Below are 16,017 nucleotides of genomic sequence, written 5' to 3' on the forward strand. Positions count from 1 at the left end.
TAGCGGTAAACAACAAACACGAGCGCGCGGTGCGACGCTGGTGTTTGCTGCTCATTATGACTAGAGGATGACTACCGGTTTACGCCGTTGTTAGCCCAGATGGGGCCAGAGCAATATGGCCGCCATATAAACGACTCCCACCCACATCATCATGACCACGGTGTAGCCCATAATGCTCTGTAATTTCAGTCTGGAAATGGCCAGCGCTGGCAGCAGCCAGAACGGTTGAACCAGATCATTCCAGGCATTCCCCAACATCACGGACATCGATGTCTGGGCCAGCGATGCCTGCATCGATTGCGCCGCGTCAATCATAAAGGGTCCTTGCACCACCCAGTGGCCGCCGCCGGAAGGGGCAAAGAAATTAATAAAGAAGGAGCTGATCAGCCCCCAGAACGGCAATGTCTCCGGCGTTGAGATCTGGACAAACAGTTCCGCAATGGTTTTTACCAGCCCTGAAGCCGCCATAATTGCCATGATCCCGGCATAAAACGGGAACTGCAGAATAATGCCGCCAATCGTGCGGATACCTTCGTTGAGTTTCTCGACATAATTGAGTGGCGTCCCCAGCAAGATCACGCCGAGGAAAAGAATAAAGTAATTGATAATGTTCAGGTCCAGTACGCCGCCGCTGACAAAATGCCCGACCACATACACCATTCCTACCGCACCGATGGTGTAGCTGGTGAGCTTGCTGTGGTTTAACTTTGCCGCGAAAGTGGCGTGACCCGTCAGATCGTCATGCCCACTGCTTGTGGGGGCGACCGGCGCTTCTGGTTCATGGTATTCGGCGATCTTTTCCCCCTGGCGCGGATGGAGTGACGCATTGAGCAGGGGCAGGGTCACGAGCAGCACGGCGGTGGTCAGCAGCATCGGCAGTGAAAATATCGTTTCACTCAATGAAATAATGCCCATTTGCGCTTCCAGGGCGTGATTCTGCGTCGATATCAGCAGCGGGATAGTGGCGGAAAATCCCAGGCCATAAAAAGTGAATCCACTGTATGCCGCCGCAATAATCAATGGGTAATGGACGCCCGGAATACTGCGGGCCAGCTTTTTGGCAATAATGCTGCCAATCACCAGCCCGAATCCCCAGTTCAGATAGCTACCGATGGAGCCGACCAGGGTAGCAACAATAATCGCCGTACGTGGAGTATGCACGTGGCTGACGATCCGGTTAAGAAAGCGGTCCACCAACGGGGCGGCGGCTAAAACGTAACCCATCGCCAGAATCACCGCCATTTGCGTGGTGAAACTTAATAACTGCCAGAAACCGTTGCCCCAGTCCATGGTGGTCTGCAAGGGCGAACGGCCCTCGATCACAAAAGCCAGCGCCATGGTCAGCAGGGTTAACAGAATGGCAAAGACAAAAGGATCGGGCAGATAGCGGCGCATCAGTTCTGTGAAAAAGTGGGTGATTTTACTCATGTGTATTTACCGGATTACCCGGAGGCTCCTTGCAATATCAGATGTTTTTATCTGCCAGGCAGGTCTGTCGGAAAGCAGCCTGGGTGGCAGTGCGCATGGCATTTCTTGTTGTGTTGCGAGTTGCGGTTGCGATGAGTCCACGTGCGATGACGTCAGTCATGCATTTTCAGAGAGAGGGTGACTGACGCAGACCGGCGCCTGAGCGCTGAGCCCGGCGTTAACCTGTAGGGTAATGGGCTCACAACCGCTACTGACAATAGGAGGGCGGGAGAGCGGCGGTCAATGGCGATAATCGAAAATACGTGCGATTATCGCCCGTTATCGACGGTTTCGCTGAAATCTGTGATCCGACTGGGACAATGTGAACGCGATGACCGGTTCGTGCTATTCGCCGCTGAGGGCAGATAAGATCGGTTTATCTTCCCGGCGCAAAAGCTGATAAAATAAGGAAAACTTCTACAACCGTGAAGGCTTATGCTCAGGAAAAAATTGCATCTGCGCACTCTGATGTTGATGTTGTCAGTCGGAGGGATCCTGCTGACTTCTCTGCTGCTGCTCAGTGCCTTGACGCTTTTCCAGAAGGGTAACATCGAAGACCGTTTACTCGAGAATAACCTTGCATACGCCCGCAAGCTGGCCGACACCACGGACCGCTACCTGGTGACCGCACAACGCGAACTGGCCTACAGCGCGAGTCAGATAAAAGGCCTTACCGATACGCAATACCTGAGAAACGAAGTCGACCGACTGCGCCTGCAGTCCGGTTTTTTCAACTCGGTGGTGATTGTGAACGCCCATGCGGTGATCGCCGCCGCATCCCCTGAAAGCCTCGGGCTGATAGGGGTGAAACTCCATTCGAATGCCAGCCTGAAAGCCATTGCGGAAAAGAAACTCTTTATCTCTGAGCCGTTCATCTCGGCTGCCGGCAACTATGTGGTGTTTGTCTCTCAGCCCTTATTTAATCAGGCCGGCGAGTACATCGGATTTATTGGCGGCAGTATCTATCTGCAAAAAGAAAGTATGCTCAGCGACATCCTCAGCATGCATTTTTATGACAAATCCACCGATGTCAGCGTGATTAATAATGACGGTAAGATAATCTTCAATCGTGACCCGAAATTAGTCGGGGGTGGCTATCAGTCGGTCCCCGGACTGCAGGAGCAGGTGGTCAGGGAACAGAGCGGGCACTTTTTTGGCGATGATAAACGCGGCGGCAGCCTGGTGGGTTATGCCAGCCTGAAGCAGGCCGACTGGAAGGTGGTCATTTCGGGCGCCTCGGAAAGCGTGTCGCGTATTCTGATGCAGACGGTGGTCAATGCCTTCTGGTTTACTCTGGCTATCGTCCTGTTAACGATCACGGTGGTGACGCTGTTTGCTGCCCGCATCTCCTCCCCACTTGAGAAGCTGGCGGAGTTTACCCAAACCAACGACAGCGAAGCCACCCTGAAAAAACTAACGCACATCAGCGTGTGGTACAAAGAGGCGGAGCGTCTTAAAGAAGCCCTTAGCCTGCATCTGCAGACCATGACCCGCAGGGTCAATGCCCTCAGCGATGAAACCATGACCGACCCGCTGACCGGGTTGTATAACCGCCGGGGGTTTAACGCGCTGATTAAACAGTTAGACCCGTCGACGGAGCAGTGCATCATCGCCATTGATATCGATCATTTCAAAACCATTAATGACCGGTATGGGCACGACGGCGGCGATGCGGTACTGGTGACATTCGCTGATACCTTACGCCGGCTCTCTACTCGCGGTCAGATTATCAGCCGCTTTGGGGGCGAAGAGTTTATCGTGTTACTGCCGGAAACCGCAGTGGCCGAGGCGGCCGTGGTGGCCGAACATATCCGTGCCGCCATCGAAAATGCCGACTTCCCGCATGGCGAAAAGGTCACTATTTCGCTCGGCGTCGCCGGATTCAATGACAACGGTAATGACGTTTACGCCGTCCTGCGTAAAGCGGATCTCGCCCTGTATGAAGCCAAGCGCAAGGGGCGAAATACCGTTGTCGTCAGTCAGGCCCAGAGGCTGTTCGACGTCTGAAGCGTCAGCACGTGCAGGCCAGGCTTGCAGAGAGCACAGAAAAAAAGAGACAAGAATGCTATTATCGACGGCTGATAATAGAGGCTGTTATGCACACCGGCATTAAACCAGGGGCTAGTTATGAATAATGAAATACCACTCAAATATTATGACATCGTCGACGAGTATTCGACGGAGACCGCCAACCCGGTCAGCGAGGCGGAACGTGACTCCCTGGCGCGTTATTTTCAGCTGCTGATCACCCGGCTGATGAATAACGAAGAGATCGACGAGGCGGCGCAGCATGAGATGGCCCTTGAAGCGACCGTTGACGCCGGGCGTATCGATGATATCGCGAACTTCCTCAATCAGTGGGGCAATGAGTAGCCGCTAACGGGCCACATCAGCGTAACCAATGAAAATCCTGTTGGTCAGACATGGCGAAACGGCATGGAACCGCGTCAATCGCCTCCAGGGCCAGCTTGATAGCCCGGTAACCGAGCGCGGGCGCGCTCAAATCGCGGCGCTGGTCGGCGCACTGGGTGATGAAAAGATAGAGCAAATTATCTCATCCCCCTCTGGCCGTGCCGTGGCGGCGGCCAGACAGCTCGCCGATCACTTTTCCTGCCCGACGCGCCTTGATGCCCGCTTGAATGAACGGGGATTTGGCGTGTTGGAGGGGAAGATTTACGCCCAGTTAAACCCGGACGAACAACGGCTGTTTGACCGTATCTACTCCGCGGATCCTGACGTGACGCCGCGGCACGGCGAGTCGCTCACGGCAGCGGCCAGCAGAACTCTGGCGGCGCTGCTGGCGATTGGCGCGTCGGCCGAGCGCTGCGTCTGCGTGGTGTCCCACGGACATGTGATTCAGGCGGTTATCTCCTGCCTGAATCACGCCGGTCCCGAACGCTTTCAACACTATGCCCATCCCAACGGCAGCTACTCGATCCTCGACTATGCCGAAGGAAAGCTCTCACTGGTGAAATGGGGCATCGCCACCCACCTGCTAAAACAGCGATAAACGAGTTATCGCCGTCTGGCCGTTATCCCGCTTCCAACATGCCAAAGCTGACGATGCGCGAGCGGCCCTGTTCTTTAGCCCGGTACAGCGCCGCATCGGCGGCCCGCAGCAGGCTATCGCTCTGGGCATGCTGCGGGAAGCTGGCAATGCCAATGGAGACGTCTACCTGACCAAGATCGGTCGGACCATAGCGCAACGTCAGGCTGCGCACGTGGTTGTAAATCTCCTGGGCGCAGGCCCGGGCTGACTCTTCATTGCTGCCGCCCAGCAGCACCAGAAACTCTTCTCCGCCGTAGCGGAACGCCATACCAATATCGCGGACTTCACGTTGAATAATCGCGGCCACGTTTTTGATCACCAGATCGCCGGCTTCATGGCCGTATTGATCGTTGATCGCTTTGAAATGATCGATATCGATCATCAGGCAGCTCAACGGGGTATGGTTATTCACCGCAAGGCTGATTTGCGTATGCAATGCATCATCCAGATGGTGGCGGTTGCGTAGCCCGGTGAGCGAGTCGAACAGCGCCTTTTCCAGCAGCGCGCTGCGTAAGCGCTGGTTCGCCAGGGCCAGGCCCAGCGCTTCGGCCATCAGTTCCAGATAGGCGCGAGACGGGGCGGATTCAGCGGTCACTTTGCTAAACGTCAGCAGGCCGATGGCTTCCCCCTGGGCAATTAACGGGACGCACAGCGACTGGCCGACAGACGACGCATGCAGGTGGTCGCAGGCGACATCAGGCTCGCCGTTCACCGGCGGATGGCTCTGGCCACGCCGCACCGCCCAGCAGTTGTCGGGATAAAATACCTCGGGTTCATCCGGTGGAGAGAGCCACTGGGCGGCACAACGTAGTTGCCAGGGATCGGTCTCCAGAATATACAGCCGTCCCGGAATGCCTGGCGCCACGTTAGGGGCAAACAGCTCCGCGACTTTAACCACATCGTCGAAGGACTCGCAGCCCTGCAGACGTTGCGTCATCCGCGCCAGCAGCTCCCTGATGGCCCAGTCGGCATCGCGCTCTTGCTCCAGACGCTGACGCGCCAGGCCGTTTTCACGGAAGATGCGGATCGCCTGCGCCATATCGCCAATCTCATCGATCTGAGAAAACTGGGGCGCTTCGACGGCATAATCCTGCGAGGCAAGCCGCTGCACCACATCGCTTAAGCGAACGACCGGGTACAACACCCGCCGCTGCAGGATAAAACCCAGCACAAACAGAAACATCAATGCTGTCAGGGCGACCATCACCTCTGATAGCGTGCGCCAGGTATGCGATTTTTCCGTCGCCTCGACGATAGCGTTGTTAGCCCGTCTCTCGAGCATCAAGCGAAAGTGATCGATCTGGGTCTGAACCCGATCCAGTTCCTGTTCAAAGGTGTCGCCGTAGAGCAGGGCGATCGCCTCTTTATCTGCGCCCCGGTCGATGCTGGCGAGCGCGCTCTGTTCTTCGTCGCGAAGCTCATCGGCAATCTGTAGCCCGTCGCGCAACAGCGCCAGCTCCTGGGCGGTGGCGCCCTGATCTTTCAGTTTCGTCAGGCGCTGCTCGATGGTGGCAAGCTCCCGCGCTTTCTGGCGATACTCCTGCAACACTTCCGGGTCTTTGTTGATAACGAACGCGCGAGCGAGGCCGGAGAGGGCCCAGGTGTCGGTTTCCACCGCTTCGGTTAAGCGATCGAATTGTTGCATCTGTTGAACGGCCTGGCGTTCACTTTTTTCTGCGTTGGAAGCCATCAGCATGGCAATGCCGGAGGTAATAGTCAGGCACACGGTGATCCCGTACGCCCAGTTGGTCATGGTGGCGATTCTCACCGGAATATTCCTTGCGTGCAGATGAATAAAAAATGATGTTATTGCTTATTATAGACCCCCGACCCGTCAACTCGCGGGCAGGGGATTAGCGGCGCTGTATCCTGATGATATCGCGATGCAGTTCCGCTGCATGCTGGCGTAAGGTGCAGAAGACATCCTTATCCAGCGCGCCCTTTATAACATCATTTTCGATCAGCTGTAATGCATCCTGGTAGCTCATGGCGACGCGGTAGGGACGGTCTTCCGTCAGGGCGGTGAAAATATCGGCGACGGCGATAATGCGGTCGGGCAGATGCAGATAATCCTCATTCAGGTGCAGGGGATAGCCACTGCCATCCAGTTTTTCATGATGGTTTGAGGCCCAGTTAATAATTTCGCCGAGTTCGCTAAAGGCGCTGAGCATCGCCCCGGTCATGTAGCTATGTTCGCGAACCTGCAGGAGCTCATCGCGGGTTAACTCGCCCTGTTTTTCCAGAATTGCCAGCGGGGTATAAATTTTACCGATATCGTGCAGATAGCCCGCCACTTCGATTTTTTTACACTCAATTTCCGGCAGCTGCATACAGGTGGCGAGCTGGCGGGATATTTCCCCAACCATAATGCTGTGGCTGGCGGTGAAACTGCTGTAGGTATCGACAATTTTGGCAATTAATAAGCAAAAATCTTTCAGGCCATCAATATCGATGTACAGGTCGTTAATCGGCCCAATGATTTCCAGCATGCGCTGGATATGTCCGGGATGAAGGTGCAACCAGAAATGCTCTTTCTCTGCGAGTTGACACAGGGTCTGGCAGAGCGTGGGGTCAATCTGATAATACAGCGCGCGGAACGCCTCGACGATCGCCCCCGATTGCCGCTCGGTGGTGATATTGCTTGTGGATAACAGACGTTCAAACGCATCGGCAAAAAAGACGATGTGCTCTTCGAGGCTGCCTTTATAGTCGGGGCTAAAATGGTGGTGGCGAATGATCGGCAGCAGCGGCGCGAGGGAGGATAACCCCTCAAGCATTTCCGCCCCCCGGTGCTGGTGGGGATCTTCAATATTATCAATATCATTGAGGGTGGTGACGACCCGCTTGTCGCCGAGCACCCCAATATCGTGAAGCAATGCGGCACAGAAGATCGTCTGCTGCTGCGGACGCGGCAGCTTTAAGGCCAGCGACAGTTCGAGGGCAATTAAGGCCGTGCGCTGCATATGCAGTTGCAATACCGGGTTGATAACCTGGATAACGCGCGTAGTAAGTATTAACGCTGATTTTAAGGCGAGACGCATCGTTTTGCTCCCTTCGCGAGCCCCGGAGAAATAGCTTGATTCTGGTTGTCGGTATCCTGATAACGTCGCTGTCGTGCAGGATAAAATGACAGATGAGTGAATACCAGAGTATGTACATTTTCACCCACGCCCAATACCGACACGCATTGTGCCAAAACACGTGTCATGGCGAAAAATCTGTAATGGCCGCTAGTTAATCATTTTGTCCATAAAAAGAAAATAAACAGCGGAAGGCCGCGGTATTAATTTAGCGTCACTTTGATACATATCTATTTTCGCGATAAGCCCTTAGCTATTTTAGAACAGAACTGGCGATCGCTGCACAGAGAATAGCCATTTCAGATTCTTCGTGGTTCACTCGGATAATTAGCATGGCCGGGCGACACCAGCTGGTTATTTCACCACGCACATTGGGTGTTGGGAAATCGGGTCAGGGTGGACTTCGGCATCCAGGCTGAAAACGTCGCGCAGCATGGCGGGCGTCAGGACACTCTCGGGCGAACCCTGGGCTTGCACTTTGCCGCTATTCAGTACCACCAGATGATCGCAGTAACGGCTTGCCTGATTCAGGTCATGCAACACGGTGACGACCGTTTTGCCAGCCTGCTGCAACTGGCGCATTAGCTTCATCAGTTCCACCTGATGGTTGATGTCCAGCCAGGTGGTCGGCTCATCCAGCAACACCAGCGGAGTATCCTGGGCGAGGATCAGCGCCAGAAAGGCTCGCTGTCGCTGGCCCCCAGACAATGCGCTGAGCTGCTGTTCTGCAAACGACGCCATGCCGGTTCGCTCAAGAGCGTCGCTGACAAGTCGCCGGTCGCTCTCCGAGAGTCGTCCCCACAGCGGCAGCCACGGGCTGCGGCCATAGCCGACCAGCTCACGGACGGTGATCCCCTCAGGTGTCAGATGCTGCTGGGGCAGTAGCGCCAGATGGCGAGCCAGCTGCCGGGCGCTCAAGGCCGTCAGCGGCCGTTCACCCAGCCAGATCTCGCCTGTCGTAGGAGCCAGTAAGCGTGAAAAACACTTCAGTAACGTCGATTTACCGCAGCCGTTCGGCCCCAGCAGGGCGGTGATTTTCCCGGCAGGAAGCGTCAGATTGAGCCCGTTCAGGATCGGTTTGGCGCCATACCCGGCACGCAGATTTTCCGTTCTTAGTTCCATTTAACGCATTCTCACAAGTAACCAGATAAACCACGGGGCGCCGATAATGGCGGTTAACACACCGGCCGGAAGCTCCATCGGGGGATGGATCGTCCGTGCCAGCAGATCCGCCAGCAGCAGAACCAGCCCGCCCACCAGGGCGGAGAAGGGCAGCACATAGCGATGGCTGCCCCCGGTCAGGCGGCGGACCAGATGCGGCACCACCAGGCTGACAAAGGCTATCGGGCCGCACACCGCGACGCTTACCGCGGCCAGCGCCACTGCCAGCGCCAGGCCGTAGCCGTTGAGCCTGCGGATATTCACCCCCAGGGTTCCGGCGCGTTCGTTGCCCAGCGCCAGCAGGTCGAGGTCACGACTGAACAGCAGGCTCAGCGGCAGCAACAGTGCCAGAAGCGGCAGGGCCACCATGACGAAGGCGCTGTCACGCGACCACAGGCTGCCCGTCAGCCATAACAGCGCGTTGTTGATCTCCTGAGGCTGCGACAGCAACAGGTAATCGGTGATGCTGGCCCAGCACGCGGAGAGCGCGACCCCGGTTAGCGCCAGGCGCATCGGGCGAGTGAACCCTGCCAGGGCGATCAGCATCAGCATTGCCGCCATGCCGCCGACAAAGGCCAGCACCGGCAGCCACAACAGCGGCAGCGACGGCAGGAAAGCGAGTGTCGCAACCGAGGTCAGGCTGGCCGCGTGATTGACGCCAAGAATATCCGGCGAGGCTAGCGGATTGCGGACGATCCCCTGAATCAATACCCCGGAGACGGCCAACGCCGCGCCGATAATCAGCGCCAGCACCACGCGCGGCAGGCGATATTGCGTGAGGACATAATGATATTCGCTGCCGCTGCGCCAGCCGTCGAGCAGGGCATGCCAGGGCAGGGCAATCGCCCCCATCCGCAGCGACAGCACGGCTAAGATAATCAGCAACAGCAGCAGGCTGAACAGCCGATGTTTCATCCCCGCCTCCTGACCAGCCAGACAAAGCACGGCGCGCCAGCCAGCGCCAGCACCACCCCGGCCGGCAGTTCGCCGGGCCAGGCCAGAGCGCGGGCGATCACATCGGCCAGTAGCATAAACATCGCCCCGAGCACCACGCTCATCGGGAGCAGGAGCCGGTGATCGTGACCGACCCACAGACGGGCCAGGTGCGGCATCAGCAGGCCGATAAACGCCACCGGACCGGCAACGCTCACGCAGGCGCCGGTCAGCAGCAGTACCGCCGCGTGAATCAGCAGCCGCAGACGCGGCAGGTTTATGCCCAGCGAATGGGCGGCGGTATCGCTGACGTTGAGCAAGTTCAATGAATGGGCGAAGAGGCAGACCAGCGGAATAATCAGCAGCGTAAAGGGAAACAGCTGCCAGAATTCTGCCCAGCGCACATGCGATACGCCCCCGGCCAGCCAGTATAAAATGCCGTAGGCGTGATCTTCCGTCAGCAGCAGGGTGATGCGGGTGAGCGCCATGCACAGCGCCGACAGCGCGATCCCGGCCAGAATCAGGCGGTTGCGATCCAGCTCATGGCGCCAGCCGCCGCCGGCGGTCATCACCAGCAGCCAGCTGATACCGCCGCCGCAGGCCGCGATAAACGCCAGTGAGTAGCCGGCCAACGGTGCCGGGCTGAACGCGCTGGTCAGGGACATCGCCAGCGCCGCGCCGCTGTTAATCCCGAGCAGCGACGGCGAGGCCAGGGGATTATGGGTCAGCGTTTGCAGCAGGGTTCCGCACAGCGCCAGGCTGGCGCCCAGCAGCAGTGCCACCAGGCTGCGCGGCAGCCGAATATTCAGCACCAGCGCCTGGGGCAGAGACGGCGAGTCGGGGGCGAGCAACGCGCGTAGCGCATCCAGCGGCGTAATCGGGATCGCGGAATAGCAAAACAGGCTCAGCCAGAACAGACCGGCCAGCATCAATAGCGGCGTAAACCAGCGCAACAGGACACCACGAGAAGGCTTCATTGCGGCACGTCAACCGCCTGGTGGTGAACCATTTTTACCATGTCGCTGGCAATGCGTTCGGCGGCAAAAATACCGCGCATCCGCGCCCAGCTGTTGCTGTCCACGGCGACGACCTGATGCTGTTGCTGCGCCTGCAGCATCTGCCATAGCGGGTCCTGCTGCCATTTGCGCACGATGCTTTCTGCCCGGTAGTGGGCCACCAACAGCCATTGCGGGTTGATCGCCAGCAGTTGCTCGAGGTTGATGGTCGCCATCGGCGCGCCGTTGATGGCCTGCGGCACCGTTAGCCCCAGCGCAACCAGCACGCTGCCGGTATAGGTGTCGCGGGAGTGGAGCGTAAACTGCTGCTCGCGGGAGGTGCCAAACAGGACGTTTGCCCCCGCCGGGAGCTGACGGGCAAAATCGGCCATCCGCTGATGATGCAGCGCCAGACGCTGCGTCATGGCGGTTTCCTGGCCAATCACCTTGCCGATAATGGCCGCTGAATGCAGGTTTTCCTGGTAGGTTTCGTTACGGGATTTCAGTAACAGCACCGGGGCAATCTGCCGCAACGCGCCATAGATACCGCGGTGGCGGCTACTGTCGGCAATGATCAGGTCCGGGTGCAGGGCGCTGATGGCTTCCAGCGAGGGCTGCGCGCGGGTGCCGACCGATTGCCACGGTTTCAGGTGCGCGCGGACTTCCGGCAAAATACGCGACGGGTCGTTATCGTCGGCAATCCCAACGGGCGAGACGTCCACCGCCGCCAGCGCATCGGCGAAGGAGAGTTCCAGCACCACGATACGCTGAGGAGTGCGCTCGAAGGTTACGGTTCCGTGTTCATCCTGAACCGTGACGGCGAAAACCGGGCCGCTGAACACCAGCAGCATAGCGATGAAAAGACGCAAAACGGACGGCATACGAGCTCCTGTAAATGACAAGGCCCGGCAGATGCCGGGCAAGCAACAACACCCCGCAGCGCCGCGATATTACGGCGCTGCGGCTGGCGGATCAGAACTTCATTGATCCTTGCAGATACACCGTGCGCGGCTGACCGGCATAAAGACCTTTGTTGTTATCGTCGTAAGAGCGGGTGTAATAGTCGTGGTCGAAGATATTCTTCACCCCCAGCGCGAGGTTGAGATTGGCCATCTGTGGGCCAAAGTCGTAGCCGACGCGCGCCCCCCACAGCATATAGCCGGGGATCCGCCCGGTGCTGCCGTCGGCGCTCTCTTCCACGGTATTGGCGTTATCAGCAAACTGGCTGGACTGGAAATCGCTGTTGAGGTTAAAGGTCCACTGGCCCGGCTTGTAGTCCACGCCAAGGGTTCCTTTATGCTTCGGTGAAAACGGTACCTGGTTGCCGTAGGTGTCACCTTTTTCCCGAATAACGGCGTTGACGTAGGCGTAGCTGGCGTAGACCGACAGGTTTTCCAGGCGTGGGTTGAGATCCCCAAGATCGTAGCGCGTCTGGGTTTCCAGGCCGCTGTGCCGGGTTTTGCCGCGGGCGGTCACGGTATCGTTGGTCTGGTTGGAGTCGTACTGATTATTAAAGTTAATCAGGAACAGCCCCATTTCGGCGCTTAACGCGCCGTTGTCGTAGCGGGTACCGAGCTCCCAGGTGCGGGCTTTTTCCGGTTCCACATTGCCGCTTTGCACAGCCTTGCCAATTTGGCTGTACTGTACGGTTCCGAACGATCCTTCGGTGTTGGCATAAAGATTCCAGCTGTCGTTGAGGTGATACAGCACGTTCAGGGCCGGCAGCGGTGCGTTGTAGCTGACCTGCTCGTGGGTGCCTTTGAGGTTATTGTCCTGGTAGGATTCGATGTGCTCAAACCGCATTCCGGGGGTGATGGTCCAGTCGCCAATATCAATACGATCGTCGATGTACCAGGCGTGCGCTTCGGTACCAGAGCGTGTATCGCGATCGTAGGGGCTGGCGGTGGTCGGCAGCTCGCCGCTGGCGGTGGTGGTGTAGTAGCGCATTTCGTGAGTGGCTTCATTCACGTAGCGGTAACCGACGCCGACTTCATGGGCGGAAGGGCCAATCATAAAGCTCTGGCTGTAGCGCGGTTCGATGCCGCGTACCCAGTATTCACGTGGGGAGAGGGTAGTGCGTTTTCCTTGATCCAGATAGCCGCTGCGCAGGGTGTGAGTGTAGAAACCCTGAATGTTGAATTTATGCTGGGCATCCGGCTGATACTGATAGCCGAGACTGGCGAGCTGGCGGCGTCCCCAGAAGCGGTCATTGGGACGGGTAGATTGCCAGCGGTCGGCGTTATAGTCGGCGCGTGAGAGGCCGCCGGGCATGTCCGCTTCGCCGTCGTAGTATTGCAGCAGGCTGTTAAAGGTATGCACTTCGTTTGGCGCATATTTGCTTTTCAGCATCACGTCATCGATCCGGGTGGCGCTGTGTTCGCGCCAGTCGCTGCCGCGGGTGCCGGAATAAAGCAGGGCGCTGCCGAAACCGTTGTCCGCGGTGCCGCCGATCATCAGGTTGTGCGTCTCTTTCGGATTGTTTTGCGAAGAGGTCGGGCTGAGCTGACCTTCAATGCCGGCCGCCATACCAAAATCCTGCGGAATGGCGCGGGTCACGAAGTTCACCACGCCGCCGACGCTCTGCGGCCCGTAGCGCACCGCGCCGCCGCCGCGTACCACATCGATAGCATCCATATTGCCGAGCGACACAGGGGCCAGCGACAGCTGCGGCTGACCGTAAGGAGCGAACGGTACCGGAATGCCGTCCATCAGTACCGTGGAGCGGCTGGCAAGGCGCGGGTTGAGGCCGCGAATACCGAAGTTCATCGCCAGATCGTGGCTGCCGGTCCCGTTGTTCTCCGGGGCGTTAACGCCTGGGATACGGTTCAGTACCTCGCGCATGGTGGTGGCCCCGGTTTTGGCGAAATCATCCCGACGGATAACGTCGCGGGCGCCGGCGTGCTCAAACACATCGTTTTCCCGAGCGTCGCCCAGCCAGTCGCCGACCACCGTCAGCGTCGATTCCGTGCTGACCGGCGCGGGCTCGAGGGTCCAGGCATTATTACCCAACGATTTCAGCTGCAGGCCGCTGCCGTCGAGCAGGGTTTGCAGACCCTCTTCAACGTCATAGCTGCCGTGCAGCCCGTTGCTGTGTTTACCTCGCGTCAGGCTGGCATCCGCCGATAAGGCGATGCCACTGCGCGCGGCGTATTGATTCAGTGCGTTGTCTAAATCCCCGGCAGCAATGTCAAACTGAGCAGCGGCAAATACCGGTGCCACGGCCAGCGCCGCGAGCGGCAGCAGGCTTAAACGGATGGCCATCACCAGAGGCATCGGTTTGCGTAAAACGCGGAAAGGCGTCATGTGTTCTCCATGATCGTTTTTGGTTGTCTTCATCTGTTAAGTCGAACGAGGAGATGAAAAGGGACAATGGAGAATGAGAATTTTTTGTATTTTTTTCTCAGGCGGCGATAACGGTGACCCAGTAGCGGGTGGCGAACTGCAGTTTCACCGGCAGCGTTTGGGCGATGATGTGCAAAATCACGTCGGTATTGCCCAGCGGGAAGGTGCCGCTCAGCCGTAAATCGCCGACCGCAGGATCGCAGCGCAGAATGCCGGGTCGATAGCGGGAGAGGGTGGCGATGACCTCGCGCAGCGGCCGGTCGCGGAAGCTGAGCACCCCTTCGGTCCAGCTCTCTTCGCTGCGGTTTACCGGCTGCAGCGGGGAGAAACTCTCGCGGGTAAAGCGTTGGCTTTCACCGGCGTGAATAATGGTGTTCAGGCCGTTGGGCAATACGACTTCTACCGCGTGCTGTTGCACCGTCAGGCGTGTCTCAGCGGTAAACTGACGGACGATAAACTCGGTCCCCAGCGCGGTGAGTAAACCGTCGCGAGTCTGCACGCGAAACGGTCGCTGCTGTGTATCGCGTGCGGTGGTAATGGCAATTTCGCCGTAGCGCAACTGGACCAGCCGCTGGCGGGCATCAAAGCGGACATCGGCGGCGCTGTCGGTATTCAGCGTGAGCAGGGTGCCATCATCGAGGGTATGGCGCAGCGGCATGCCTTTCGCCGTACGGTAATCGGCACGGTACCCGCTGGCCAGCTCGCTGTTCCAGATCTGCCAGCCGCTGCCGCCGGCAATCAGCAGCATCACCCCTTTCAGGACCTGACGGCGAGTCAGGCGGCTGTCGTTGAGGGTGCGGCTGGCAAGCGTGCCGGGGAGTTGCCCCATCTGCTGGCGCAGATTCTCCACCTGCTGCCACGCCCACTGGTGGTCGCGATCCTGTTCATACCATTGCTGCCAGCGCGCCTCCTGCTGCGGATTCGCCCGGCCGTCGCTCAATACCGCGTACCAGTGTGAAGCCGAACGTAGCGCCTGACGACGGGACTCGCTTAATGACGTGTTCACAGGCCGTTCTCCAGGCGGAACAGCAGGCAGTGTTCGGTGGCTTTGGCGATATATTTTTTGATAGAGCTGACTGAGACCCCCAGTCGAACGGCAATCTCGGCGTAGGTCAGGCCTTCAAGCTGCGACAGCAAAAAGGCCTCGCGGGCTTTGCGGCTCAGGCCATCGAGCATGGCATCTATCTGCTGTAATGTTTCGAGCTGGCTTTGCTGTAATTCCGGGGGCGGGGCCAGTTCCTCAGGTAGCTGGGCCATCATCTCCAGCCAGGCGCGTTCCAGGGCGTTACGGCGGAACAGATCGATCATCACCCGTTTTGCCACGGTGCAGAGAAAGGATTTCGGATCGCGGATGGTGGCTAACGCCTCGCCACTCATTAACCGTAAGAATGTATCCTGGGCGACGTCGTCAGCGTCATGGGCAGATTGCAGCTTCCGGGTAAGCCACGTTTTCAGCCAACCGTGATGGGCCTGGTAAAGCGACGCAAACGTCAAAGGTGCGCTGGTGGCGGAAAGCTGAGACATGACCGGGTTCGAAGCAAGTTATCAATAAGGTTTATGTTAATATGAGAATGGTTCTCATTTCAATTGAAATGCGGCTAAAAAGGCGCTAACGGGCAATAATTTCAATAAGTGATTGTTGCGATTGATGAATTGATCTGCATTCGGTGTATCAGACCATGAAGTGCGCCGCCAGCAGGGCATCCTCGCTGGTTTAAGGTAAAGAACGATAATTATTCGTTATAATCGAGTAAAGGATCGTTTATTTTGTGAGAGTAAAAAGCATTAGCATAATTTATAAAATTGAGGGGATTCTTATTTCATAGATAAAAAAGGAATGAAAAGATCCGCGCCCTGAAATTTTCAAATGAAATTGCGGCGACAATAGCCAGTAGCTATATTCCGCAGCTATTTTATGACCACCCTTTATTGTTTTAATGATCTGGCGCATCGACAACGGTGAGGGCGGGCGGTCTCTGCCGCTAGCCTA

Annotated in this window: 13 protein-coding genes; 3 read left to right on the forward strand and 10 right to left on the reverse strand. The window is 57.6% G+C overall.

Features of this window, described 5'->3' with window-relative positions; translation table 11 throughout:
• Positions 1-90: 90 nt before the first annotated feature.
• Positions 91-1,428 carry a short-chain fatty acid transporter gene (locus EDF82_RS01990; RefSeq protein WP_123753949.1) on the reverse strand — a complete coding sequence of 446 codons (1,338 nt, stop codon included), beginning with the start codon at positions 1,426-1,428 and terminating at the stop codon, positions 91-93.
• Positions 1,429-1,902: 474 nt separating this feature from the next.
• Between EDF82_RS01990 and EDF82_RS01995 the strand changes: the two genes are divergently transcribed.
• From EDF82_RS01995 to EDF82_RS02005, 3 genes are all read left to right on the forward strand, one after another.
• Positions 1,903-3,474, forward strand: coding sequence for a sensor domain-containing diguanylate cyclase (locus EDF82_RS01995; RefSeq protein ID WP_123753950.1), 1,572 nt, complete (start codon positions 1,903-1,905; stop codon positions 3,472-3,474).
• A gap of 120 nt (positions 3,475-3,594) precedes the next feature.
• Positions 3,595-3,840 carry a YmjA family protein gene (locus EDF82_RS02000; RefSeq protein WP_123753951.1) on the forward strand — a complete coding sequence of 82 codons (246 nt, stop codon included), beginning with the start codon at positions 3,595-3,597 and terminating at the stop codon, positions 3,838-3,840.
• A gap of 28 nt (positions 3,841-3,868) precedes the next feature.
• Positions 3,869-4,477 carry a histidine phosphatase family protein gene (locus EDF82_RS02005; protein ID WP_123753952.1) on the forward strand — a complete coding sequence of 203 codons (609 nt, stop codon included), beginning with the start codon at positions 3,869-3,871 and terminating at the stop codon, positions 4,475-4,477.
• 22 nt (positions 4,478-4,499) lie between these two features.
• On the opposite strand, the gene EDF82_RS02010 is transcribed toward EDF82_RS02005, so the two are convergent.
• From EDF82_RS02010 to fecI, 9 genes are all read right to left on the reverse strand, one after another.
• Positions 4,500-6,284, reverse strand: a complete 1,785-nt coding sequence (locus tag EDF82_RS02010) for a sensor domain-containing diguanylate cyclase (protein WP_123753953.1) — start codon at positions 6,282-6,284, stop codon at positions 4,500-4,502.
• Between the two features lie 85 nt (positions 6,285-6,369).
• The gene (locus EDF82_RS02015; protein ID WP_123753954.1) at positions 6,370-7,557 is read right to left on the reverse strand and encodes an HD domain-containing phosphohydrolase; all 1,188 of its coding nucleotides are present in this window, start codon (positions 7,555-7,557) and stop codon (positions 6,370-6,372) included.
• A 393-nt stretch (positions 7,558-7,950) separates the two neighbouring features.
• Positions 7,951-8,718 (reverse strand): Fe(3+) dicitrate ABC transporter ATP-binding protein FecE, encoded by a 768-nt coding sequence (gene fecE / locus EDF82_RS02020; protein WP_123753955.1) that lies wholly within the window; start codon positions 8,716-8,718, stop codon positions 7,951-7,953.
• Positions 8,719-9,672, reverse strand: a complete 954-nt coding sequence (gene fecD, locus EDF82_RS02025; RefSeq protein ID WP_123753956.1) for a Fe(3+) dicitrate ABC transporter permease subunit FecD — start codon at positions 9,670-9,672, stop codon at positions 8,719-8,721.
• A complete protein-coding gene (gene fecC, locus EDF82_RS02030; protein ID WP_123753957.1) occupies positions 9,669-10,667 on the reverse strand; it encodes an iron-dicitrate ABC transporter permease FecC in 999 nt (332 codons plus the stop codon). The genes fecD and fecC overlap by 4 nt, the downstream gene beginning before the upstream one ends.
• Positions 10,664-11,566 carry a Fe(3+) dicitrate ABC transporter substrate-binding protein FecB gene (locus EDF82_RS02035; protein ID WP_123753958.1) on the reverse strand — a complete coding sequence of 301 codons (903 nt, stop codon included), beginning with the start codon at positions 11,564-11,566 and terminating at the stop codon, positions 10,664-10,666. The genes fecC and EDF82_RS02035 overlap by 4 nt, the downstream gene beginning before the upstream one ends.
• A gap of 91 nt (positions 11,567-11,657) precedes the next feature.
• On the reverse strand, positions 11,658-13,988 hold the full coding sequence (fecA, locus tag EDF82_RS02040; RefSeq protein WP_123753959.1) for a TonB-dependent Fe(3+) dicitrate receptor FecA: 2,331 nt from the start codon (positions 13,986-13,988) through the stop codon (positions 11,658-11,660).
• A gap of 97 nt (positions 13,989-14,085) precedes the next feature.
• Positions 14,086-15,033: a ferric citrate uptake sigma factor regulator FecR gene (fecR, locus tag EDF82_RS02045; RefSeq protein WP_123753960.1), complete on the reverse strand. Its 948-nt coding sequence runs from the start codon at positions 15,031-15,033 to the stop codon at positions 14,086-14,088.
• A complete protein-coding gene (gene fecI, locus EDF82_RS02050; RefSeq protein ID WP_123753961.1) occupies positions 15,030-15,551 on the reverse strand; it encodes a ferric citrate uptake sigma factor FecI in 522 nt (173 codons plus the stop codon). The genes fecR and fecI overlap by 4 nt, the downstream gene beginning before the upstream one ends.
• Positions 15,552-16,017 lie beyond the last annotated feature (466 nt).

The sequence above is a fragment of the Klebsiella sp. BIGb0399 genome (assembly GCF_003752615.1).
Classification (GTDB): domain Bacteria; phylum Pseudomonadota; class Gammaproteobacteria; order Enterobacterales; family Enterobacteriaceae; genus Klebsiella; species Klebsiella lignicola.

Coding starts and splice junctions, on each gene's coding strand:
- EDF82_RS01990 (WP_123753949.1), bottom strand. CDS start 1,428: ATGAGTAAAATCACCCACTTTTTCACAGAACTGATGCGCCGCTATCTG.
- fecE (WP_123753955.1), bottom strand. CDS start 8,718: ATGGAACTAAGAACGGAAAATCTGCGTGCCGGGTATGGCGCCAAACCG.
- EDF82_RS02000 (WP_123753951.1), top strand. CDS start 3,595: ATGAATAATGAAATACCACTCAAATATTATGACATCGTCGACGAGTAT.
- EDF82_RS02015 (WP_123753954.1), bottom strand. CDS start 7,557: ATGCGTCTCGCCTTAAAATCAGCGTTAATACTTACTACGCGCGTTATC.
- EDF82_RS02005 (WP_123753952.1), top strand. CDS start 3,869: ATGAAAATCCTGTTGGTCAGACATGGCGAAACGGCATGGAACCGCGTC.
- EDF82_RS01995 (WP_123753950.1), top strand. CDS start 1,903: ATGCTCAGGAAAAAATTGCATCTGCGCACTCTGATGTTGATGTTGTCA.
- fecC (WP_123753957.1), bottom strand. CDS start 10,667: ATGAAGCCTTCTCGTGGTGTCCTGTTGCGCTGGTTTACGCCGCTATTG.
- fecD (WP_123753956.1), bottom strand. CDS start 9,672: ATGAAACATCGGCTGTTCAGCCTGCTGCTGTTGCTGATTATCTTAGCC.
- fecI (WP_123753961.1), bottom strand. CDS start 15,551: ATGTCTCAGCTTTCCGCCACCAGCGCACCTTTGACGTTTGCGTCGCTT.
- EDF82_RS02035 (WP_123753958.1), bottom strand. CDS start 11,566: ATGCCGTCCGTTTTGCGTCTTTTCATCGCTATGCTGCTGGTGTTCAGC.
- fecA (WP_123753959.1), bottom strand. CDS start 13,988: ATGACGCCTTTCCGCGTTTTACGCAAACCGATGCCTCTGGTGATGGCC.